At 59.2% G+C, this 21,034-nt stretch carries 33 protein-coding genes; 31 read left to right on the forward strand and 2 right to left on the reverse strand.

Annotated elements, in window-relative coordinates:
• Positions 1–13: 13 nt before the first annotated feature.
• A complete protein-coding gene (locus V7S54_RS19300) occupies positions 14–310 on the reverse strand; it encodes a hypothetical protein (RefSeq protein WP_057252174.1) in 297 nt (98 codons plus the stop codon).
• Positions 311–874: 564 nt separating this feature from the next.
• Here V7S54_RS19300 and rpsL point away from each other — a divergent pair.
• The 31 genes from rpsL to rplQ all read left to right on the forward strand — a co-directional run bounded on the left by rpsL (position 875) and on the right by rplQ (position 20,238).
• Entirely contained in the window at positions 875–1,246 is a 372-nt protein-coding gene (gene rpsL, locus V7S54_RS19305; protein ID WP_003507760.1) for a 30S ribosomal protein S12, read from the forward strand.
• Between the two features lie 78 nt (positions 1,247–1,324).
• On the forward strand, positions 1,325–1,795 hold the full coding sequence (gene rpsG / locus V7S54_RS19310; protein WP_057252175.1) for a 30S ribosomal protein S7: 471 nt from the start codon (positions 1,325–1,327) through the stop codon (positions 1,793–1,795).
• Positions 1,796–1,828: 33 nt separating this feature from the next.
• Positions 1,829–3,928, forward strand: coding sequence for an elongation factor G (gene fusA, locus V7S54_RS19315; RefSeq protein ID WP_065376942.1), 2,100 nt, complete (start codon positions 1,829–1,831; stop codon positions 3,926–3,928).
• 71 nt (positions 3,929–3,999) lie between these two features.
• Complete coding sequence (gene tuf / locus V7S54_RS19320) at positions 4,000–5,175, forward strand: elongation factor Tu (protein WP_065374644.1); 1,176 nt, start codon at positions 4,000–4,002, stop codon at positions 5,173–5,175.
• 320 nt (positions 5,176–5,495) lie between these two features.
• Positions 5,496–5,804, forward strand: a complete 309-nt coding sequence (gene rpsJ / locus V7S54_RS19325) for a 30S ribosomal protein S10 (RefSeq protein WP_003507767.1) — start codon at positions 5,496–5,498, stop codon at positions 5,802–5,804.
• A 138-nt stretch (positions 5,805–5,942) separates the two neighbouring features.
• Complete coding sequence (gene rplC, locus V7S54_RS19330) at positions 5,943–6,629, forward strand: 50S ribosomal protein L3 (protein ID WP_065377431.1); 687 nt, start codon at positions 5,943–5,945, stop codon at positions 6,627–6,629.
• Between the two features lie 12 nt (positions 6,630–6,641).
• Positions 6,642–7,262 (forward strand): 50S ribosomal protein L4, encoded by a 621-nt coding sequence (gene rplD / locus V7S54_RS19335; protein ID WP_065377430.1) that lies wholly within the window; start codon positions 6,642–6,644, stop codon positions 7,260–7,262.
• Entirely contained in the window at positions 7,259–7,552 is a 294-nt protein-coding gene (locus V7S54_RS19340) for a 50S ribosomal protein L23 (RefSeq protein WP_057255571.1), read from the forward strand. The genes rplD and V7S54_RS19340 overlap by 4 nt, the downstream gene beginning before the upstream one ends.
• A 43-nt stretch (positions 7,553–7,595) precedes the next feature.
• Entirely contained in the window at positions 7,596–8,432 is an 837-nt protein-coding gene (rplB, locus tag V7S54_RS19345) for a 50S ribosomal protein L2 (protein WP_065377429.1), read from the forward strand.
• 15 nt (positions 8,433–8,447) lie between these two features.
• On the forward strand, positions 8,448–8,726 hold the full coding sequence (gene rpsS, locus V7S54_RS19350; protein WP_018239488.1) for a 30S ribosomal protein S19: 279 nt from the start codon (positions 8,448–8,450) through the stop codon (positions 8,724–8,726).
• A 2-nt stretch (positions 8,727–8,728) separates the two neighbouring features.
• The gene (gene rplV, locus V7S54_RS19355) at positions 8,729–9,118 is read left to right on the forward strand and encodes a 50S ribosomal protein L22 (RefSeq protein WP_057255573.1); all 390 of its coding nucleotides are present in this window, start codon (positions 8,729–8,731) and stop codon (positions 9,116–9,118) included.
• Positions 9,118–9,852: a 30S ribosomal protein S3 gene (gene rpsC / locus V7S54_RS19360; protein ID WP_057255574.1), complete on the forward strand. Its 735-nt coding sequence runs from the start codon at positions 9,118–9,120 to the stop codon at positions 9,850–9,852. Before rplV ends, rpsC begins: the two co-directional genes overlap by 1 nt.
• A 38-nt stretch (positions 9,853–9,890) precedes the next feature.
• Positions 9,891–10,304: a 50S ribosomal protein L16 gene (gene rplP / locus V7S54_RS19365; RefSeq protein WP_011975175.1), complete on the forward strand. Its 414-nt coding sequence runs from the start codon at positions 9,891–9,893 to the stop codon at positions 10,302–10,304.
• Between the two features lie 11 nt (positions 10,305–10,315).
• The gene (gene rpmC / locus V7S54_RS19370) at positions 10,316–10,516 is read left to right on the forward strand and encodes a 50S ribosomal protein L29 (protein ID WP_057255575.1); all 201 of its coding nucleotides are present in this window, start codon (positions 10,316–10,318) and stop codon (positions 10,514–10,516) included.
• Positions 10,517–10,528: 12 nt separating this feature from the next.
• Entirely contained in the window at positions 10,529–10,765 is a 237-nt protein-coding gene (rpsQ, locus tag V7S54_RS19375; RefSeq protein WP_057255576.1) for a 30S ribosomal protein S17, read from the forward strand.
• A gap of 178 nt (positions 10,766–10,943) precedes the next feature.
• On the forward strand, positions 10,944–11,312 hold the full coding sequence (gene rplN / locus V7S54_RS19380; RefSeq protein WP_034795548.1) for a 50S ribosomal protein L14: 369 nt from the start codon (positions 10,944–10,946) through the stop codon (positions 11,310–11,312).
• Between the two features lie 14 nt (positions 11,313–11,326).
• Complete coding sequence (gene rplX, locus V7S54_RS19385; RefSeq protein WP_025426674.1) at positions 11,327–11,638, forward strand: 50S ribosomal protein L24; 312 nt, start codon at positions 11,327–11,329, stop codon at positions 11,636–11,638.
• Positions 11,631–12,188 (forward strand): 50S ribosomal protein L5, encoded by a 558-nt coding sequence (rplE, locus tag V7S54_RS19390; RefSeq protein ID WP_065377428.1) that lies wholly within the window; start codon positions 11,631–11,633, stop codon positions 12,186–12,188. Before rplX ends, rplE begins: the two co-directional genes overlap by 8 nt.
• Positions 12,189–12,222: 34 nt before the next feature.
• On the forward strand, positions 12,223–12,528 hold the full coding sequence (rpsN, locus tag V7S54_RS19395; RefSeq protein ID WP_057255578.1) for a 30S ribosomal protein S14: 306 nt from the start codon (positions 12,223–12,225) through the stop codon (positions 12,526–12,528).
• Between the two features lie 12 nt (positions 12,529–12,540).
• The gene (rpsH, locus tag V7S54_RS19400; RefSeq protein WP_025426677.1) at positions 12,541–12,939 is read left to right on the forward strand and encodes a 30S ribosomal protein S8; all 399 of its coding nucleotides are present in this window, start codon (positions 12,541–12,543) and stop codon (positions 12,937–12,939) included.
• 40 nt (positions 12,940–12,979) lie between these two features.
• Positions 12,980–13,513: a 50S ribosomal protein L6 gene (gene rplF, locus V7S54_RS19405; RefSeq protein ID WP_065377427.1), complete on the forward strand. Its 534-nt coding sequence runs from the start codon at positions 12,980–12,982 to the stop codon at positions 13,511–13,513.
• A gap of 12 nt (positions 13,514–13,525) precedes the next feature.
• On the forward strand, positions 13,526–13,888 hold the full coding sequence (rplR, locus tag V7S54_RS19410; RefSeq protein WP_025426679.1) for a 50S ribosomal protein L18: 363 nt from the start codon (positions 13,526–13,528) through the stop codon (positions 13,886–13,888).
• A gap of 128 nt (positions 13,889–14,016) precedes the next feature.
• A complete protein-coding gene (gene rpsE / locus V7S54_RS19415; protein WP_034795569.1) occupies positions 14,017–14,586 on the forward strand; it encodes a 30S ribosomal protein S5 in 570 nt (189 codons plus the stop codon).
• A gap of 12 nt (positions 14,587–14,598) precedes the next feature.
• On the forward strand, positions 14,599–14,802 hold the full coding sequence (gene rpmD / locus V7S54_RS19420; protein ID WP_065377426.1) for a 50S ribosomal protein L30: 204 nt from the start codon (positions 14,599–14,601) through the stop codon (positions 14,800–14,802).
• A 13-nt stretch (positions 14,803–14,815) separates the two neighbouring features.
• On the forward strand, positions 14,816–15,286 hold the full coding sequence (gene rplO / locus V7S54_RS19425; protein WP_057255582.1) for a 50S ribosomal protein L15: 471 nt from the start codon (positions 14,816–14,818) through the stop codon (positions 15,284–15,286).
• A gap of 235 nt (positions 15,287–15,521) precedes the next feature.
• Positions 15,522–16,862, forward strand: a complete 1,341-nt coding sequence (secY, locus tag V7S54_RS19430; protein WP_065377425.1) for a preprotein translocase subunit SecY — start codon at positions 15,522–15,524, stop codon at positions 16,860–16,862.
• Positions 16,859–17,437 (forward strand): adenylate kinase, encoded by a 579-nt coding sequence (locus V7S54_RS19435; protein WP_057255584.1) that lies wholly within the window; start codon positions 16,859–16,861, stop codon positions 17,435–17,437. Before secY ends, V7S54_RS19435 begins: the two co-directional genes overlap by 4 nt.
• Before the next feature lie 232 nt (positions 17,438–17,669).
• Positions 17,670–18,038: a 30S ribosomal protein S13 gene (gene rpsM, locus V7S54_RS19440; RefSeq protein ID WP_034795586.1), complete on the forward strand. Its 369-nt coding sequence runs from the start codon at positions 17,670–17,672 to the stop codon at positions 18,036–18,038.
• A gap of 226 nt (positions 18,039–18,264) precedes the next feature.
• Positions 18,265–18,654 (forward strand): 30S ribosomal protein S11, encoded by a 390-nt coding sequence (gene rpsK / locus V7S54_RS19445; RefSeq protein ID WP_003536496.1) that lies wholly within the window; start codon positions 18,265–18,267, stop codon positions 18,652–18,654.
• A 103-nt stretch (positions 18,655–18,757) separates the two neighbouring features.
• Positions 18,758–19,768: a DNA-directed RNA polymerase subunit alpha gene (locus V7S54_RS19450; protein ID WP_034795592.1), complete on the forward strand. Its 1,011-nt coding sequence runs from the start codon at positions 18,758–18,760 to the stop codon at positions 19,766–19,768.
• A gap of 44 nt (positions 19,769–19,812) precedes the next feature.
• Positions 19,813–20,238: a 50S ribosomal protein L17 gene (gene rplQ, locus V7S54_RS19455; protein WP_057255585.1), complete on the forward strand. Its 426-nt coding sequence runs from the start codon at positions 19,813–19,815 to the stop codon at positions 20,236–20,238.
• A 140-nt stretch (positions 20,239–20,378) separates the two neighbouring features.
• On the opposite strand, the gene msrQ is transcribed toward rplQ, so the two are convergent.
• Positions 20,379–21,032, reverse strand: coding sequence for a protein-methionine-sulfoxide reductase heme-binding subunit MsrQ (msrQ, locus tag V7S54_RS19460; RefSeq protein WP_336408676.1), 654 nt, complete (start codon positions 21,030–21,032; stop codon positions 20,379–20,381).
• Positions 21,033–21,034: the final 2 nt, after the last annotated feature.

The raw sequence follows: 21,034 nt of genomic DNA on the forward strand, positions 1-21,034 counted from the left end.
TTGACTGCAAAGATTAGCTAAAGCGGATGATCGCCACTTCGCCTTCGAGTGCGCCCTGGTAGGCGGAGGCGTGGGGTTCGTCGCTCGGGATCTCGGTCAGTGTGCCGATCTGGTCCAGGTCAGCCTCGAGAAAACCCTCTTCGGCAAGGGCGTTCAGTGCTTCGCGAACAGCGGTGTCGTCGTCGGGCGCCTTGAGCATCACGTGAATGTCCACGCCGTCTTCGTCGCCGTCGGTCTCATAGGCCTTGCCGATGATGATGAACACCATCGGTTCGTCCGGGGCATTGTCGTTGTCTGGGGTGACGGCCATTTTGTTTCCTTTCGATTGGCTGGCGCGACCTTAGCGCCCTTTTTTGTCCGGCGCGATGGAAATGCATCGCGCCTCGAATGCTTCTGCAGCGACCGACTCGAAGATCGTGGAAAGCCCCCACAAAGTGGTTGCCGATTCCTTAACCCTATCCGACACTCCGCCTGTCGAAGGGCCAAAGAGGCGGGCACCAGGTTCGAAACCATGTGCAAAAGCCTTGTTTTGCAGGCATGTCAGGCCTGCGCGCGATAGAATATTTCTTAATTGCCCTTGACTGTTGGCCTTGAAATCAGTACACCCCGCCGCATCGGAGCCCATGTGAGGCTGGCTGGTTCGGAACGTCGCGTTCTGGAGTTCGCCTCAAACAAGGTTCGAAACGCACGCCGACGACTACAATGCTGCACGCAAGACGCGCACGATAGTGCGTCCTCTGCTTTATTTGGGGCCATCTGCGGAAAGGCGGATCGGCCCCTGTTTTGCGCATTTCATGAGGCGTTCGAAACTGCCGGCGACGGCAACGATCCGCCCGCAAGGGTAACGTGATAAGATTTTGCAAGGGATGGGTATATGCCTACCGTAAATCAGCTGATCCGCAAGCCTCGTCAGGCACAGGTAAAGCGCAATAAGGTTCCTGCTCTGCAGGAAAACCCGCAGAAGCGTGGCGTTTGCACCCGCGTTTACACGACGACCCCGAAGAAGCCGAACTCGGCTCTCCGTAAGGTTGCCAAGATTCGTCTGACGAACGGCTTCGAAGTCATCGGCTACATTCCGGGTGAAGGCCACAACCTTCAGGAACACTCGGTTGTTATGATCCGCGGCGGCCGCGTTAAGGACCTTCCGGGCGTTCGTTACCACATCATCCGTGGTGTTCTCGATACGCAGGGCGTCAAGAACCGCAAGCAGCGCCGTTCGAAGTACGGTGCAAAGCGTCCGAAGTAATTCGGTTTTTAAAATCCCGGCGCTGCGCGAGGTCCTCCGCGTGATAAAGCGCTGAAACAGTTCGAAGAGACGAGAAGTATGTCCAGACGTCATAAAGCAGAAAAGCGCGAGATCAATCCGGATCCGAAGTTCGGTGATCTGGTTGTCACGAAGTTCATGAACGCAATCATGCTGCACGGCAAGAAGTCCGTAGCGGAAAGCATTGTTTACGGCGCGTTCGATGCGGTCCAGGTCAAGCTGAAGCAGGAGCCGATCACCGTATTCCATTCCGCGCTCGACAACATTGCGCCGCACGTTGAAGTGCGTTCGCGCCGCGTCGGTGGTGCAACTTACCAGGTTCCGGTCGATGTTCGTCCGGAGCGTCGCCAGGCCCTCGCCATCCGTTGGCTGATTGCGGCCGCACGCAAGCGTAACGAAACGACCATGGTTGATCGCCTCTGCGGCGAACTCATGGACGCAGCGAACAACCGTGGTAGCGCCGTGAAGAAGCGCGAAGACACGCACAAGATGGCTGATGCCAACCGTGCGTTCTCGCATTATCGCTGGTAATTCTGGCGCGAACGTCTCAAGAGGCAGTCCACTATGGCACGCGAATATAAAATCGAAGACTACCGTAACTTCGGTATCATGGCGCACATCGACGCTGGCAAGACCACGACGACCGAGCGCATTCTCTACTACACCGGCAAGTCCCACAAGATCGGCGAAGTCCACGACGGCGCCGCTACCATGGACTGGATGGAGCAGGAGCAGGAACGCGGCATCACCATCACGTCCGCTGCTACCACGACCTTCTGGAAGGGTCGCGACGGCAAGGCCCGCCGCTTCAACATCATCGACACCCCCGGCCACGTCGACTTCACCATCGAAGTCGAGCGTTCGCTGCGCGTTCTCGACGGCGCCATCGCGCTGCTCGACGCCAACGCCGGTGTCGAGCCTCAGACGGAAACCGTCTGGCGTCAGGCTGAGAAGTACAACGTTCCGCGCATGATCTTCTGCAACAAGATGGACAAGACCGGCGCGGACTTCTACCGCTCGGTCGAGATGATCAAGACCCGTCTGGGTGCGACCGCTGTCGTCATGCAGCTGCCGATCGGCGCTGAAACCGAATTCAAGGGCGTTGTCGACCTGATCGAGATGAACGCTCTCGTCTGGCGCGACGAGTCCCTCGGCGCGCAGTGGGATGTCGTCGAGATCCCGGACGACATGAAGGACAAGGCTGAAGAGTATCGCGAAAAGCTGATCGAGACCGTTGTCGAGATCGACGAAGCCGCGATGGAAGCCTACCTCGAAGGCAACATGCCCTCGAACGACAAGATCCGCGAACTCGTTCGCCGCGGCACCATCGACGTGAAGTTCCACCCGATGTTCTGCGGTACCGCGTTCAAGAACAAGGGCGTTCAGCCGCTTCTCGACGCCGTTGTTGACTACCTGCCGTCGCCGCTCGACATTCCGGCGATCAAGGGTATCGACGCCAAGACCGAAGCAGAGATCGAGCGTCACGCTGATGATTCCGAGCCGCTCTCGATGCTCGCGTTCAAGATCATGAACGACCCCTTCGTCGGTTCGCTGACCTTTGCGCGCATCTACTCGGGCAAGCTCGAAAAGGGCTCGTCGGTCATGAACACGGTCAAGGACAAGCGCGAGCGCGTCGGCCGCATGCTGCAGATGCACTCGAACAGCCGTGAAGACATCGAAGAAGCCTTTGCCGGCGACATCGTTGCTCTGGCTGGTCTCAAGGAAACCACGACGGGTGATACGCTCTGCGACCCGCTGAAGCCGGTTATCCTCGAGCGCATGGAGTTCCCCGAGCCGGTCATCCAGATCGCGATCGAGCCGAAGTCCAAGGGCGACCAGGAAAAGATGGGCCTCGCGCTCAACCGTCTGGCTGCCGAAGACCCGTCCTTCCGCGTCAAGACTGACCAGGAATCCGGTCAGACGATCATCGCCGGCATGGGCGAACTTCACCTCGACATCATCGTCGACCGCATGCGTCGCGAGTTCAAGGTTGAAGCAAACGTCGGCGCGCCGCAGGTTGCTTACCGCGAAACTATCACGCGCCAGCACGAAGAAGACTACACGCACAAGAAGCAGTCCGGTGGTACCGGTCAGTTCGCGCGCGTCAAGATCGTCTTCGAACCGAACCCGGAAGGCGAAGACTTCAAGTTCGAATCCAAGATCGTCGGCGGTGCTGTTCCGAAGGAATACATCCCGGGCGTTCAGAAGGGTATCGAAAGCGTTCTGTCTTCGGGTCCGCTCGCTGGCTTCCCGATGCTGGGCGTCAAGGCGACGCTCATCGACGGTGCATTCCACGACGTCGACTCGTCGGTTCTGGCCTTCGAAATCGCTTCGCGTGCTTGCTTCCGTGAAGCAGCCAAGAAGGCTGGTGCACAGCTGCTCGAGCCGATGATGAAGGTTGAAGTCGTAACGCCGGAAGACTACGTCGGCGACGTTATCGGCGACCTGAACTCCCGCCGTGGTCAGATCCAGGGCCAGGAATCGCGTGGCGTTGCCGTTGTGATCAACGCAAACGTTCCGCTCGCGAACATGTTCAAGTACGTCGACAACCTGCGCTCCATGTCGCAGGGTCGTGCACAGTACACGATGACCTTCGATCACTACGCGCCGGTCCCGTCGAACGTCGCACAGGAAATCCAGGCAAAGTATTCCGGTCAGAAGTGACCGGAATACCGACCGCCGAAAGCAGATAAGAAAGTTTTCCCCGCGAGGGGATAGAAAACGGAGAGCCGGAAATGGCAAAGAGCAAATTTGAGCGCAACAAGCCGCACGTTAACATTGGCACGATTGGCCACGTTGACCATGGCAAGACGTCGCTGACCGCAGCGATCACGAAGTACTTCGGCGAGTTCAAGGCGTATGACCAGATCGACGCTGCGCCGGAAGAAAAGGCCCGTGGTATCACCATTTCGACGGCCCACGTTGAGTATGAGACGGCGAACCGTCACTACGCTCACGTTGATTGCCCCGGCCACGCCGACTACGTCAAGAACATGATCACCGGTGCTGCGCAGATGGACGGCGCGATCCTGGTTTGCTCGGCCGCTGACGGCCCGATGCCGCAGACCCGCGAGCACATCCTGCTCGCTCGCCAGGTTGGCGTTCCGGCAATCGTCGTGTTCCTCAACAAGGTCGACCAGGTTGACGACGCCGAGCTTCTCGAGCTCGTCGAGCTTGAAGTTCGCGAACTGCTGTCGTCCTACGAATTCCCGGGCGACGACATTCCGATCATCAAGGGCTCGGCGCTTGCTGCACTCGAAGATTCGGACAAGAAGATCGGCGAAGACGCGATCCGCGAGCTGATGGCTGCTGTTGACGCCTACATCCCGACGCCGGAGCGTCCGATCGACCAGCCGTTCCTGATGCCGATCGAAGACGTGTTCTCGATCTCGGGCCGTGGTACGGTTGTGACCGGTCGCGTTGAGCGCGGCATCGTCAAGGTCGGCGAAGAAGTTGAAATCGTCGGCATCCGCGACACGTCGAAGACGACGGTTACGGGCGTTGAAATGTTCCGCAAGCTGCTCGACCAGGGCCAGGCCGGCGACAACATCGGCGCGCTGATCCGTGGTGTTAACCGTGACGGCGTTGAGCGTGGCCAGATCCTGTGCAAGCCGGGTTCGGTCAAGCCGCACAAGAAGTTCATGGCTGAAGCCTACATCCTGACGAAGGAAGAAGGCGGCCGTCATACGCCGTTCTTCACGAACTACCGTCCGCAGTTCTACTTCCGCACGACGGACGTGACGGGCATCGTGACGCTGCCGGAAGGCACGGAAATGGTCATGCCGGGCGACAACGTCACCGTTGCCGTTGAGCTGATCGTTCCGATCGCGATGGAAGAAAAGCTGCGCTTCGCGATCCGCGAAGGCGGCCGTACCGTCGGCGCAGGCATCGTTGCCTCGATCGTCGAGTAATCGACGAGACTGAGGGCGGAGAAATGCGAGGCGCGTGTGCTATGCGCCTCGAACATACCCGCCCCTAAAGATTTAGTTGGTCGCACGGCTTGCCGAAGACGACGAAATAGTGCAAATGGCGCCCACGCGTGATTTGCACGGTGCTTCGACGTTGTGCGCTCACAAAAAGACAGGCCGGCCACGGCCGCTCAAATAGGAAGGGGCAGGGGAAACCCTGTCCCTCCGATCTTTGAAAATTAGCGGACTGGCCGAACATTAAACGAAGTTCAATGCGTGTTTTTCCACGGAAACCGCAGACAACATGAACAAGGATAAGTCGTATGAACGGCCAGAACATCCGCATCCGCCTCAAGGCGTTTGATCACCGGATCCTCGACGCCTCGACGCGCGAAATCGTGTCGACGGCAAAGCGTACCGGTGCAAGCGTGCGCGGTCCCGTACCGCTGCCGACGCGCATTGAAAAGTTTACGGTCAACCGCTCGCCGCACGTCGACAAGAAGAGCCGTGAACAGTTCGAAATGCGCACCCACAAGCGCCTTCTCGATATCGTAGATCCGACCCCGCAGACCGTTGACGCGCTGATGAAGCTCGACCTGGCTGCCGGCGTCGACGTGGAAATCAAGCTTTAATAACAAGGAAGGTACGTGGACCCCGGTCCAACGGCTTCCGAAAACGGGCGACCTCAAGATCGGATGATCTCAAGGAAACCTTAAACCAGAGATGTGAGGGGGCCCGCCTCATCACTAACTCTCAAGAGGAATGAACCGATGCGTTCAGGTGTGATTGCACAGAAAGTGGGAATGACCCGCGTCTATAACGACGCCGGTGAGCATATCCCGGTTACAGTATTGAAGCTGGAGAACTGCCAGGTGGTAGCCCAGCGTACGGAAGAGAAGAACGGCTACGTCGCTGTCCAGCTGGGCGCCGGCACTGCCAAGGTCAAGAACACGCCGAAGGCGATGCGCGGCCATTTTGCTGCTGCCAACGTCGAGCCGAAGGCGAAGCTCGTCGAGTTCCGCGTTTCCGCGGACAACCTGATCGACATCGGTTCCGAACTGACGGCCAACCATTTCGTTGCCGGCCAGCTCGTTGACGTCACCGGTACCACGATCGGTAAGGGCTTTGCTGGTGCGATCAAGCGCCACAACTTCGGTGGTCTGCGTGCAACGCACGGCGTTTCCGTATCGCACCGTTCGCATGGTTCGACCGGTTCCAACCAGGATCCGGGCCGCGTTTGGAAGGGCAAGCGCATGGCTGGTCACATGGGTCAGACCCGCGTCACCACCCAGAACCTCGAAGTCGTATCGACCGATGAAGACCGCGGTCTGATCCTGGTCAAGGGCGCAGTCCCCGGCTCCAAGGGTGCCTGGATCGTCGTTCGTGACGCCATCAAGTCGGGCACCCCGGAAGGCGCTCCGCGCCCGGCCGCTGTGCGCGCCGAAGCATCGAAGTAAGGGAGCCGAGTAATGGATCTCAACGTCAAAACCCTCGAGGGCAAGGACGCGGGAAAGGTTTCCCTTTCTGACGCCATTTTCGGCCTCGAACCCCGTGAAGACATCATTGCCCGCGTCGTTCGCTGGCAGCTCGCCAAGAAGCAGCAGGGCACGCACAAGGCCAAGGGCCGCGCGGAAGTTTCGCGCACCGGCGCCAAGATGTACAAGCAGAAGGGTACGGGCCGCGCCCGCCACCACTCCGCTCGTGCTCCGCAGTTCCGTGGCGGTGGTAAGGCTCACGGCCCGGTTGTTCGCAGCCACGCTCATGACCTGCCGAAGAAGGTTCGCGCCCTCGGTCTGCGCCATGCACTGTCGGCCAAGCTGAAGGCTGAAGAGATCATCGTCATCGACGATCTCGTTGCCAAGGAAGCCAAGACCAAGGCTCTCGCCGGCGTGTTCGCCTCGCTCGGCCTCACCAACGCTCTCTTCATCGGCGGCGCCGAGATCGAGAACAACTTCAAGCTCGCAGCCCAGAACATCCCGAACGTGGACGTTCTGCCGGTTCAGGGCATCAACGTTTACGACATTCTGCGCCGTGGCAAGCTCGTGCTTTCCAAGGCTGCCGTGGAAGCTCTGGAGGAGCGGTTCAAATGACGGATCTTCGCCACTACGACGTGATCGTGTCTCCCTCGATCACTGAAAAGTCGACGCTGGTTTCCGAACAGAACCAGGTCGTCTTCAACGTCGCCAAGGACGCTTCGAAGCCTGAAATCAAGGCTGCTGTCGAAGCTCTGTTCGGCGTCAAGGTTACGGCCGTGAACACGCTGGTCCGCAAGGGCAAGACGAAGCGTTTCCGCGGCTTTGCCGGAAAGCAGAAGGACGTGAAGAAGGCGATCATTACGCTCGCCGACGGTCAGTCCATCGACGTCTCCACCGGTCTCTAACGGATAGGCCCATTAGGGTAAAAACCCAAAAGGGAACAAGAAAATGGCATTGAAAAGTTTCAATCCGACGACCCCGAGCCAGCGCCAGCTGGTCATCGTTGACCGGGCTGGCCTCTACAAGGGCAAGCCGGTCAAGGCGCTGACCGAGGGCCTGTCCTCCAAGGGCGGTCGCAACAACCTCGGTCGCATCACCGTTCGCTTCCAGGGCGGCGGTCACAAGCGTACCTACCGCCTGGTCGACTTCAAGCGTCGCAAGTTCGACGTTGAGGGCACGGTCGAGCGTCTGGAATACGACCCGAACCGCACCGCATTCATCGCGCTCGTCAACTACGCCGACGGCGAAAAGGCCTACATCCTCGCTCCGCAGCGCCTCGCTGCCGGCGACAAGGTCATCGCTTCGGAGAAGGCCGTTGACGTCAAGCCCGGCAACACGATGCCGCTGCAGTACATCCCGGTCGGCTCCATCATCCACAACGTGGAAATGAAGCCGGGCAAGGGCGGCCAGATGGCCCGCTCCGCCGGTACCTACGCGCAGCTCGTCGGTCGCGACCAGGGCATGGCAATCCTTCGCCTAAACTCGGGCGAACAGCGCCTGGTGCATGGTTCCTGCCTTGCTTCGATTGGCGCCGTGTCGAACCCCGACCACGGCAACATCAATGACGGTAAGGCTGGTCGTTCGCGTTGGCGCGGCAAGAAGCCGCACGTTCGCGGTGTCGTCATGAACCCGGTTGACCATCCGCACGGCGGTGGTGAAGGCCGTACCTCGGGTGGTCGTCACCCGGTTACCCCGTGGGGTAAGCCCACGAAGGGTAAGCGTACGCGCTCGAACAAGTCGACCGACAAGTTCATCATGCGCTCGCGCCACCAGAAGAAGAAGTAAGAGAGGAAGTCTCGAATGACTCGTTCAGTATGGAAAGGTCCGTTCGTTGACGGTTATCTTCTCAAGAAGGCTGAGAAGGTCCGCGAAGGCGGTCGTAACGAAGTGATCAAGATTTGGAGCCGCCGCTCCACGATCCTTCCGCAGTTTGTCGGCCTCACCTTCGGCGTCTACAACGGCAGCAAGCACGTTCCGGTCAGCGTCAATGAAGACATGGTCGGTCACAAGTTTGGCGAATTCTCTCCGACCCGGACCTACTACGGTCATGGCGCGGACAAGAAGGCAAAGAGGAAGTAACAATGGGCAAGGCAAAAGCCGAACGCCGGCTGAAGGATAATGAGGCGCAGGCAATTGCGCGCACGATCCGCGTCAGCCCCCAGAAGCTCAACCTGGTTGCCGCGATGATCCGCGGCAAGAAGGTCGACCGCGCTCTGGCCGAACTGGAATTCTCCCGCAAGCGCATTGCAGAAACGGTCAAGAAGACCCTTGAATCTGCCATCGCAAACGCAGAGAACAACCACGATCTCGACGTCGATTCGCTCGTCGTTGCAGAAGCTTACGTTGGCAAGTCGATCGTCATGAAGCGCTTCCACGCCCGTGGTCGCGGCCGTGCATCGCGCGTCGAAAAGCCGTTCTCGCACTTGACGATCGTCGTTCGTGAAGTGGAAGCCAAAGGGGAGGCCGCATAATGGGTCAGAAGATTAATCCGATCGGTTTCCGTCTCGGTATCAACCGGACCTGGGATAGCCGTTGGTTTGCAGACAACGCCGAATACGGCCAGCTGCTGCATGAAGACCTGAAGATCCGCGCTTACCTGATGGAAGAGCTGAAGGCTGCCGGCATCGCCAAGGTGGTCATCGAGCGTCCGCACAAGAAGTGCCGCGTCACGATCCACTCGGCTCGCCCGGGTCTCATCATCGGCAAGAAGGGCGCCGACATCGAAAAGCTCCGCAAGAAGCTTTCCGAGATGACCAACTCCGAAACGCACCTCAACATCGTTGAAGTACGCAAGCCGGAAGTTGATGCAACGCTCGTTGCCCAGTCGATCGCCCAGCAGCTCGAGCGCCGCGTGGCTTTCCGCCGTGCGATGAAGCGCGCTGTTCAGTCGGCCATGCGTCTTGGCGCCGAAGGCATCAAGATCACCTGCGCCGGTCGTCTCGGTGGCGCCGAAATCGCTCGTACCGAATGGTACCGCGAAGGTCGCGTTCCGCTGCACACGCTGCGTGCGGACATCGACTACGGCACGGCCGAAGCGGAAACCGCTTTCGGTATCTGCGGCATCAAGGTCTGGATCTTCAAGGGCGAAATCCTTGAGCACGATCCGATGGCTTCCGAGCGCCGTGCGATCGAAAGTGACAACCAGGGCCCAGGCAGCCGTGATCGCGACCGTGGCGATCGTGACCGCCGTCGTGAAAACGCGTAACATTCGCGTTTGGCAGCCAATATCGGAGAAGTAAAAAAATGTTGCAGCCAAAGCGTACGAAGTATCGCAAGCAGTTCAAGGGCCGCATCAAGGGCGTAGCCAAGGGCGGTTCTGATCTTGCCTTCGGCGAATTCGGCCTGAAGGCTCAAGAGCCGAACCGCGTCAATGCGCGCGAGATCGAAGCGGCCCGCCGCGCGATCACGCGTCACATGAAGCGCGCCGGCCGCGTGTGGATCCGTGTGTTCCCCGACGTTCCCGTAACCGCCAAGCCGACGGAAGTCCGCATGGGTAAGGGTAAGGGTTCGGTCGAATACTGGGCATGCAAGGTCAAGCCCGGCCGTATGATGTTTGAGATCGATGGTGTCAGCGAAGAACTTGCCCGTGAGGCACTTCGTCTTGGCGCTGCCAAGCTCTCTGTCAAGACGCGCTTCGTGCAGCGTATCGCAGAGTAAGGAGTGAACTCATGAAAGCCGTAGAAGTTCGCGCTCTGAGCGCCGATCAACTCAACGAAGAGCTTGCCAAGCTGAAGAAGGAGCAGTTCAACCTGCGCTTCCAGAAGGCAACCGGCCAGCTCGAGAAGTCTTCGCGTATCAACGAAGTCCGCAAGGACATCGCACGCGTCAAAACCATTGCCCGCCAGAAGGCGGCAGAAGCCAAGGCCTAAGGACCAGAAAATATGCCGAAACGCATTCTGCAGGGCACTGTTGTCAGCGACAAGAACGACAAGACCGTCGTCGTCCGGGTCGAGCGCCGTTTTGCGCACCCGATCCTCCAGAAGACTGTCCGTCGCTCGAAGAAGTACAAGGCGCACGACGAAAACAACCAGTTCAAGGTTGGTGACGTCGTTTCCATTGAGGAATGCGCGCCGATCTCGAAGGATAAGCGCTGGACGGTCGTAGCCGTCCACGCCTGATTTCTGCAGGTTTTGACCCGAAGACCCTTGCGTCTTGGGCAAATACCTGTATGAAGCACGCAATTGAAGCAGGGGAACGCTCGAGTCCGGGCGTTCTTTTGCTTTGAGATGAGCACTATAAGCCAGGCGAGGGGGTTTCGACCCAACCGGCCGGGTAACAACAAGAAGGCGACCTGACATGATTCAGATGCAAACAAACCTCGACGTGGCGGATAATTCCGGCGCACGTCGTGTCATGTGCATCAAGGTGCTGGGCGGCTCCAAGCGCAAGTATGCGTCGGTCGGCGACATCATTGTCGTTTCGATCAAGGAAGCCATTCCGCGCGGCCGCGTAAAGAAGGGTGATGTCATGAAGGCTGTTGTCGTTCGCACTGCGAAGGACATCCGCCGTCCGGATGGTTCTGTCATCCGCTTTGACACCAATGCAGCCGTTCTTATCGATAACAAGAAAGAGCCGATCGGCACCCGTATCTTCGGACCGGTTCCGCGCGAACTTCGCGCCAAGAACCACATGAAGATCATCTCGCTGGCTCCAGAAGTACTCTAAAGGAGCGTAGAGAGATGCAAAAGATTCGCAAAGGCGACAAAGTCGTCGTTCTCACCGGTAAGGACAAGGGCCGTACCGGCGAAGTCGTCCAGGTTATGCCGAAGGAAGACCGGGCTGTCGTGCGTGGCGTCAACATGGTGAAGCGTCACCAGCGCCAGACCCAGAGCCAGGAAGCCGGCATCATCAACAAGGAAGCCTCGATCCATCTTTCGAACATCGCGATTGCCGATCCGAAGGACGGCAAGCCGACCCGCGTCGGCTTCAAGATCGACGGTGACAAGAAGGTCCGCGTGGCCAAGCGTTCGGGAGTAGTGATCGATGGCTAAGTCCGCTTATGAGCCGCGGCTCAAGAAGGAATATGTCGAGCGTATTCGTGCGGCAATGCAGGAGAAGTTCTCCTACGCCAACGAGATGCAGATCCCGCGCCTCGACAAGATCGTCATCAACATGGGTGTTGGCGAATCGACGGGTGACTCCAAGAAGCCGTCCGTTGCTGCTGCCGACCTCGCTGCGATTGCTGGCCAGAAGCCGGTAATCACCCGCGCTCGCAACTCCATCGCAGGCTTCAAGCTTCGCGAAGGCATGCCGATTGGTGCCAAGGTTACCCTGCGCGGCGTTCGGATGTATGAGTTCCTGGATCGTCTCGTGAACATCGCTCTTCCGCGCGTTCGCGACTTCCGTGGCCTCAATCCGAAGTCCTTTGATGGTCGTGGCAACTTTGCCATGGGCGTCAAGGAGCACATTGTGTTCCCTGAGATCAACTACGACAAGGTTGATCAGATGTGGGGCATGGACATCATCGTTTGCACGACGGCAACTAACGACGACGAAGCTCGCGCTCTGCTCACAGAGTTCAACTTCCCGTTCCGTCAGTAATCCGTAACGACAAGCGTAAAGAAGGATAACTTTTATGGCGAAAACGAGCGCAGTTGAAAAGAACAAGCGCCGCCGCAAACTGGTTGCCGGGCAAGCTTCGAAGCGTGCCGCGCTGAAGGCAATCATCATGAACCAGTCTCTGCCGATCGAAGAGCGGTTCAAGGCAACCATCAAGCTGGCAGGTTTGCCGCGTGATGGATCCAAGACCCGCATTCGCAACCGTTGCGAAGTCACCGGCCGTCCGCGCGCCTACTATCGTAAACTTCGTATGTCGCGTATTGCGCTTCGCGAACTGGGCAATCTCGGCAAGGTGCCGGGCATCGTCAAGTCGAGCTGGTAAGGAGACGGGCACATGGCAATGACTGATCCGCTGGGCGATATGCTCACCCGTATCCGTAACGGCGCGGCTCGCCGCAAGTCGAGCGTTTCCACGCCGGCTTCGAAGCTCCGCGCACGTGTTCTGGATGTCCTTCAGGCTGAAGGCTACATCCGTGGGTACTCTGAAGTCGTATTTGGCAACGGCAAGGCCGAGCTGAACATCGAGCTGAAGTACTACGAAGGCGCTTCCGTAATCCGTGAGATCGGACGCGTTTCCAAGCCGGGCCGCCGAGTTTATGTCTCGGTTAAGTCCATTCCGCAGGTCGCGAACGGCCTCGGCATCACCATCCTTTCGACTCCGAAGGGCGTGATGGCCGATCATCAGGCACGCGAACAGAATGTTGGTGGCGAGATTCTTTGCTCCGTCTTCTAAGGCGTAGCAAGTTCTCCATAGCGAACAGACAGGTATAAAAATGTCTCGTATCGGTAAAAAGCCCGTTCAGGTTCCGGCAGGCGTCACGGCAAGCGTGGATGGCCAGAAGGTAACGGCAAAGGGCCCGAAGGGCGAACTGTTCTTCGTTGCAAACGACGAAGTCTCGGTAAAGCTCGAAGAAAATGCGGTTGTTGTACAGCCGCTCAACCAGAGCAAGGATGCTCGTTCCAAGTGGGGCATGTCCCGCACGATGATCGAGAACATCCTCAAGGGCGTCAAGGACGGTTACGAGCGCAAGCTCGAAATCAACGGCGTTGGTTATCGTGCGTCGCTGCAGGGCAAGAACCTGCAGCTGGCGCTCGGCTTCAGCCACGACGTCGTCTACCAGACGCCGGAAGGCATCACGATCGCTGTTCCGAAGCCGACCGAAATCATCGTGTCGGGCATCAACAAGCAGCAGGTCGGCCAGGTTGCCGCGGAAATCCGCGAATACCGTGGCCCCGAGCCCTACAAGGGCAAGGGCGTCAAGTATGCCGAAGAGCGGATTGTCCGCAAAGAAGGCAAGAAGAAGTAAGGATCACGCGAAATGGCTAGCAGGAAAGATACTCTTGTGCGTCGCGCCAACCGCGTGCGCCGTCAAATCAAGGCGGTCGCGAATGGCCGTCCGCGCCTGTCGGTTCATCGCTCGTCGAAGAACATCTACGTACAGGTTATCGATGACGTGGCCGGCAAGACGCTTGCGTCTGCCTCCACGCTCGACACCGATCTGCGTTCGTCTTTGAAGACGGGCGCTGACGCGGCAGCAGCTGCTGCCGTCGGCAAGCTCATCGCTGAGCGCGCCGTAAAGGCTGGCGTCAAGGACGTTGTCTTTGATCGTGGCGCCTTCATCTATCACGGTCGCATCAAGGCTCTGGCCGAAGCTGCACGTGAAGGTGGTCTGAACTTCTGATCAGTTGCCAGGCGGGTTTTGCGCCCGCCTGGAACTCTCATAGGTTTCCGGTCGCATCCGATCCAAGTGACGGAGGCGACTTTTGTCAATCTGCCGATTGCACCCGGAAAAGAAAAAGGAAAAGGACAATGGCACAGGAAAGAAAGGGTTCTCGCGAAGATCGCCAGAACCGCGAAGAGCGCGACAGCGAATTTGTCGACAAGCTCGTAGCAATTAACCGCGTCGCCAAGGTGGTGAAGGGCGGTCGTCGTTTCGGTTTCGCAGCTCTCGTCGTCGTTGGCGACCAGAAGGGCCGCGTCGGCTTCGGTCATGGCAAGGCGCGCGAAGTGCCGGAAGCCATCCGCAAGGCGACTGAAGCTGCCAAGCGCGACCTGATCTTCGTCCCGCTGCGTGGTGGTCGTACTCTGCATCACGACGTCCATGGCCGTCACGGCGCCGGCAAGGTGCTGCTGCGTTCGGCCAAGGCCGGTACCGGTATCATCGCCGGTGGCCCGATGCGCGCCGTCTTCGAAACGCTCGGCGTTCATGACGTCGTCGCCAAGTCGACCGGTTCGTCGAACCCCTACAACATGGTTCGCGCAACCTTCGACGCCCTCAAGAACCAGATGCACCCGAAGGACATCGCAGCTCAGCGCGGCATGAAGTACGCCACGCTCCAGGCTCGTCGCGTTTCCTCCGGCGCTGCTTCCGAAGAATAAGGGAGCTGCCAGATGGCTAAGAAAGAAGTTGCACAGAAGACGGTTACCGTCGAACAGATCGGTAGCCCCATTCGCCGTCCGGCCGTACAGCGTCAGACGCTTATCGGCCTGGGTCTCAACAAGATGCACCGGGTTCGCACGCTCGAAGACACTCCGTCTGTTCGCGGCATGATCCGGACCGTCCAGCACCTCGTTCGCGTCGTCGACGAGAAGTGAGGGGGATAAGCTCATGAAACTGAATGAAATCAAGGACAACGAAGGCTCGACCCACAGCCGCAAGCGTCTCGGCCGTGGTATCGGTTCGGGCTCCGGCAAGACGGCCGGCCGCGGTGTCAAGGGTCAGAAGGCGCGTTCGGGCGTTGCTATCAACGGCTTCGAAGGCGGCCAGATGCCGATCTATCGTCGTCTGCCGAAGCGCGGCTTCAACAACATCTTCGCTTCGGAGTTTGTTGTCGTGTCGCTCGGCCGTATCCAGACGGCAATCGACGCCAAGAAGCTCGACGCTTCCAAGACCGTCGATGCGGCTGCCCTCAAGGCTGCCGGCGTCATCCGTCGCGAAAAGGACGGCGTCCGCGTTCTCGCTGACGGCGAACTGAAGGCGAAGGTTTCGATCGAAGTCGCCGGCGCTTCCAAGTCGGCGATCGAAAAGATCGAAAAGGCCGGCGGTTCGGTCAAGCTGCTCGCAGCTGCTGCTGAATAATATTATTGATGAACCGCCCGGGGTGCTTCACTCCGGGCGGTTTTGCTCCCATATGTGAGCCTCACGTCCGCAGCCGGCGAATCGCTTGCCGCAAGCGGACATAGCGGAAACCACGGTGAGGCATCCGATTGCAGACACAATCGCCTCGCGTCCGGTTTTCAATACGAAAAGTTACTCCTTCCGGAACGGACCGGGTGTTCCCGCTGATTCCGAGATTTGGTACGCGGAGAATTGCATGGCTTCTGCAGCGGAACAGCTCGCCTCGAACCTGAATTTCTCGACTTTCGCCAAGGCGGAAGATCTGAAGAAACGACTTTGGTTCACGCTTGGTGCGCTTCTGGTTTACCGTCTTGGCACCTATATTCCGCTGCCCGGTCTTAACCCGGAAGCATTTGCCCAGGCATTCCGCGGCCAGAGCGGCGGCATTCTCGGCCTCTTCAACATGTTTTCGGGCGGTGCAGTTGAGCGCATGGCGATCTTCGCGCTCGGCATCATGCCCTATATCTCTGCCTCGATCATCGTTCAGCTGATGACCTCGGTCGTTCCTGCTCTGGAGCAGCTGAAGAAGGAAGGCGAGCAGGGACGCAAGATCATCAACCAGTACACCCGTTACGGCACGGTGCTTCTCGGCACGGCACAGGCTTACGCCATCGCCGTCGGCCTTGAGAGCGGCAATGGCCTTGTGAACGATCCGGGTTGGTTCTTCCGCGTTTCGACTGTCATTTCTCTGCTCGGCGGCACCATGTTCCTGATGTGGCTCGGTGAGCAGATCACCTCGCGCGGTATCGGCAACGGCATTTCGCTGATCATCTTCGCTGGTATTGTCGCGCACCTGCCGACGGCTCTCGCCGGTACGCTCGAACTTGGCCGCACCGGCGCGCTTTCGACGCCGCTGATCCTCGCGATCATCATCATGGTGGTTGCCGTCATCGCCCTTATCGTCTTTGTCGAGCGGGCGCAGCGCCGGCTTCTGATCCAGTATCCGAAGCGCCAGGTCGGCAACCGCATGTTCCAGGGCGACACCTCGCACCTGCCGTTGAAGCTCAACACTTCGGGCGTCATCCCGGCAATCTTCGCGTCCTCGCTGCTGCTCTTGCCGGCAACGCTCGCGGGCTTTGCCAACACGGCGACGCTGCCGGGCTGGGCCACCACCATCGTTGGCGCACTTGCTCACGGCAAGCCGCTCTACATGGTTCTCTACGGTGCGATGATTGCCTTCTTCGCCTTCTTCTACACGGCAATCGTCTTCAATCCGAAGGACACGGCCGACAATCTCAAGAAGCACGGCGGCTTCATTCCGGGCATTCGTCCGGGTGAGCGCACCGCAGAATACATCGATTACGTCCTGACGCGCATCACCGTCATCGGTGCGGCCTACCTGATCTTCGTCTGCATTCTGCCGGAAGTTCTGATTTCGCAGACGGGCGTGCCGTTCTACCTTGGTGGTACGTCGCTTTTGATTGTTGTCAGCGTGACCCTTGATACGGTAGCACAGATCCAGGGCCACCTCATCGCACAGCAATATGAGGGGCTGATCAAGAAGTCGAAGCTGCGCGGAGGAAAGAGGGGACGATGAGACTGATTTTTTTGGGACCGCCGGGCGCTGGCAAGGGGACGCAAGCCAAGCTTCTGACGGAGAGATACGGCATTCCGCAGCTTTCCACAGGCGATATGCTGCGGGCGGCCGTTGCCCAGGCGACTGAGGTCGGCAAGCGTGCCAAGGCCGTCATGGATGCCGGTCAGCTGGTATCCGATGAGATCGTCAACGAAATCGTGTCGGATCGCATCGACCAGCCGGATTGTGCGAAGGGTTTCATCCTTGATGGCTACCCGCGTACCGTTCCGCAGGCGATTGCGCTCGGCAAGATGCTCGAGGGCAAAGGCCTGAAGCTCGACGCAGTCATCGAGCTCAAGGTCGACGAGGCAGCCCTTGTAAAGCGGATGGAGAATCGCGTAGCGGAAACCATCGCTGCGGGAGGCACGGTCCGTTCGGACGACAATCCGGAGGCGTTCAAGCGTCGGCTGACCGAGTACCGCGAAAAGACCGCACCGTTGTCGGAGCACTATGCCGGTACGGGGCAGCTGAGAACGGTGGATGGCATGGCGGATGTGAACACCGTTACTGCCGAGATCGAGAAGATTCTGGCTTAGACACTGGTCTTTGCCGAAAAGGAACCGCCGGGGAGTTGACTTTTCCGGCCGATTCCGCCAAAGACAGCGCCAACTCGCGACATGAGAGCGATCGGCGCGGTCTTCAAAGAAAATGAAGTCCGGGTACGGTCGTTTTTGACGTGTCTCGAACCTCAATCAACGTGCGGCTCTTCGAGGTCGCGTAACGAAGCACCTATTGCCGGATGGCAACTGGAACGCAAGGAGAATAGACGTGGCACGTATCGCTGGCGTCAACATCCCGACGGCGAAGCGCGTAGTTATCGCGCTGACCTACATTCACGGGATCGGCCCGAAATTCGCACAGGAAATCATCGAGAAGGTCGGTATCCCGGCTGATCGTCGCGTGCATCAGCTGACGGACGCTGAAGTCCTGCAGATCCGCGAAACGATCGACCGTGACTACCAGGTCGAAGGCGACCTGCGTCGCGAGACCTCGATGAACATCAAGCGCCTGATGGACCTCGGCTGCTACCGCGGCCTGCGTCACCGTCGTGGCCTGCCGGTTCGCGGTCAGCGCACCCACACCAACGCTCGCACCCGCAAGGGTCCGGCGAAGGCGATTGCCGGTAAGAAGAAGTAATTTCCCGAACAGGGAGATTGGGAGGCTGGCGTCAAGCGCCGGCCTCCTTTTGCAGTTTGGAAAGGCGCTTGCCTGACCGCTGTCCGGTCCAATGACCGGGTGTGAAGTCCGCGGAGTGGATATCCTCTCGGCGGGAGAATGAAGATGCAGGGCAGGGGACGACAAATCCTTTTCCCGGTGGAGCCGCTGGAATTACGGCGGTGCAGAGATCTAAGAAAGGGATCCTATGGCCAAGGAAGCCACCCGCGTTCGCCGTCGCGAACGCAAGAACATCACGTCTGGCGTCGCGCACGTCAATTCGTCGTTCAACAACACCATGATCACCATCACCGACGCACAGGGCAACGCGATTGCCTGGTCGTCTGCCGGTGCCAAGGGTTTCAAGGGTTCGCGTAAGTCGACCCCGTTTGCCGCTCAGATCGCCGCTGAAGACTGCGCCAAGAAGGCCCAGGAACACGGCATGAAGTCGCTGGAAGTCGAAGTTTGCGGTCCGGGTTCCGGCCGTGAATCCGCTCTTCGCGCGCTGCAGGCTGCGGGCTTCATGATCACCTCGATCCGCGATGTGACCCCGATCCCGCACAACGGCTGCCGCCCGCGCAAGAAGCGCCGCGTCTGATCATTTGCGTTCAACATGCCGGTGAGGGGGCATCCGCTCTCTCCCGGTCTTCGGGGCTCGGTTGTCACGATTGGATGGTGGCAACGAACGGAAGGCAGAAAACATGATCCAGAAGAATTGGCAGGAACTGATCAAGCCGAACAAGGTGGAGTTCGTCTCCTCCGGCCGCACCAAGGCAACGCTGGTTGCGGAACCGCTTGAGCGCGGCTTCGGTCTGACCCTCGGCAACGCGCTTCGCCGCGTGCTTCTGTCGTCGCTGCGCGGTGCTGCTGTCACCGCAGTGCAGATCGACGGCGTCCTGCACGAGTTCTCCTCTATCCCGGGTGTCCGGGAAGATGTGACGGACATCGTGCTCAACATCAAGGAAATCGCCATCAAGATGGATGGCGACGACGCAAAGCGCATGGTTGTGCGCAAGCAGGGTCCGGGCGTTGTTACCGCCGGTGACATCCAGACGGTTGGCGATATCGAAATCCTCAACCCGAACCATGTGATCTGCACCCTCGACGAGGGCGCTGAGATCCGCATGGAGTTCACCGTCAACAACGGCAAGGGCTACGTGCCGGCTGATCGTAACCGTTCGGAAGATGCTCCGATCGGCCTGATCCCGGTCGACAGCCTGTACTCGCCGGTCAAGAAAGTGTCCTACAAGGTGGAAAACACCCGCGAAGGCCAGGTTCTTGACTACGACAAGCTGACGATGTCCATCGAGACGGACGGTTCCGTCACCGGTGAAGATGCGATCGCGTTTGCGGCCCGCATCCTTCAGGACCAGCTGTCGGTCTTCGTCAACTTCGACGAGCCGCAGAAGGAAGCAGAGGAAGAGGCAGTCACCGAACTCGCCTTCAACCCGGCGCTTCTCAAGAAGGTCGACGAACTGGAACTTTCGGTCCGTTCGGCCAACTGCCTGAAGAACGACAACATCGTCTACATCGGCGACCTCATTCAGAAGACCGAAGCAGAAATGCTCCGCACGCCGAATTTTGGTCGCAAGTCGCTGAACGAAATCAAGGAAGTTCTCGCTTCCATGGGCCTGCACCTCGGCATGGAAGTGCCGTCCTGGCCGCCTGAGAACATCGAAGATCTCGCCAAGCGTTACGAAGACCAATACTAACCATTAGACTGCGGGCGGATGCCTGCAAGTGAAGGAGAATAGCCATGCGCCACGGTAAAGCCGGCCGCAAGCTGAATAGAACCGCCAGCCACCGCAAGGCGATGTTTGCCAACATGGCAGCTTCGCTGATCGAACACGAGCAGATCGTTACGACCCTGCCGAAGGCCAAGGAAATCCGCCCGATCGTCGAGAAGCTCGTCACGCTCGGCAAGCGCGGTGACCTGCACGCTCGCCGCCAGGCGATCTCGCAGATCCGCGACGCTGCCGTCGTTTCGAAGCTGTTCGACACGATCGCATCGCGTTACGCCACCCGCAACGGCGGTTACCTGCGCATCATGAAGGCCGGCTTCCGCCACGGCGACAACGCCGCGCTCGCAGTCATCGAGTTCGTTGACCGCGACGTCTCGGCAAAGGGTGCGAAGGATCTCGCCCGCGTTGCCGCTGAAGCTGAAGCTGCTGAAGCAGCCTAAGCCGATCGAAGGCAGTGAAATCGAAATGGCCGGGTGTTCATCACCCGGCCATTTTTCTATGGGCGTGGTTTGCACCATTTCAATGCTTGGTCGAGCGCTTGAGCGACCGAGTAACAGGCTGCTCCGAGCGAATGCGCATATTACACCTTTCCTGGGATTGCCCTGGCCGGGGCGCTTGCCGCCTGACGCTTGCGACGGAGATAGGGTTTGCGCGCCAACCGCCAGAGAAGCAGCGCGGCGACCAGGCCGAGATAGAGCATCTGCTCGGGGCCAACGACCTTTACCGACATGGAAAAATGCAGCGCGCCGGCAGCGGCGATCACATAGGCAAGCCGGTGTAGCGTATTCCACCGCGTGCCGAGCCTGCGGATAGACCAGGTGTTGGACGTCAGCGCCAGCGGGATCAGCATGACCAGCGCGGCCATTCCGATGGTGATGAACGGACGGCGCGCGATGTCGGCGAGGATCGCCGGGACGTTCAGCACCTGATCGAGCAGCATGTAGGCCAGGAAGTGCATCAGCACGTAGTAGAAGGCGAGCAGCCCTAACGCCCGGCGGTAGCGTAGCCAATTGATGCCGAAAAGGTCGCGGATCGGCGTGATCGTCAAGGTCGCGACGAGAAAGCGAAGCGCCCAGATGCCAAGCAGGTGTTCGAACTCCTTGACCGGATTGCCGGGCAGTTGCCCGGTAGCGCCGAGATAGAAGGCAAACGCCGCCGGCACGAGGCCAAAGCCATAGAGCGCCCAGACCGAGGCCGAATGATAGCGTTTCGCAAGCGCGGGCAGGCGGGGCATGA

Origin of the sequence: Ensifer sp. CCNWLY38, from assembly GCF_037120565.1 — a bacterium.
In the GTDB taxonomy this organism is placed as follows: Bacteria; Pseudomonadota; Alphaproteobacteria; order Rhizobiales; family Rhizobiaceae; genus Ensifer; species Ensifer adhaerens_H.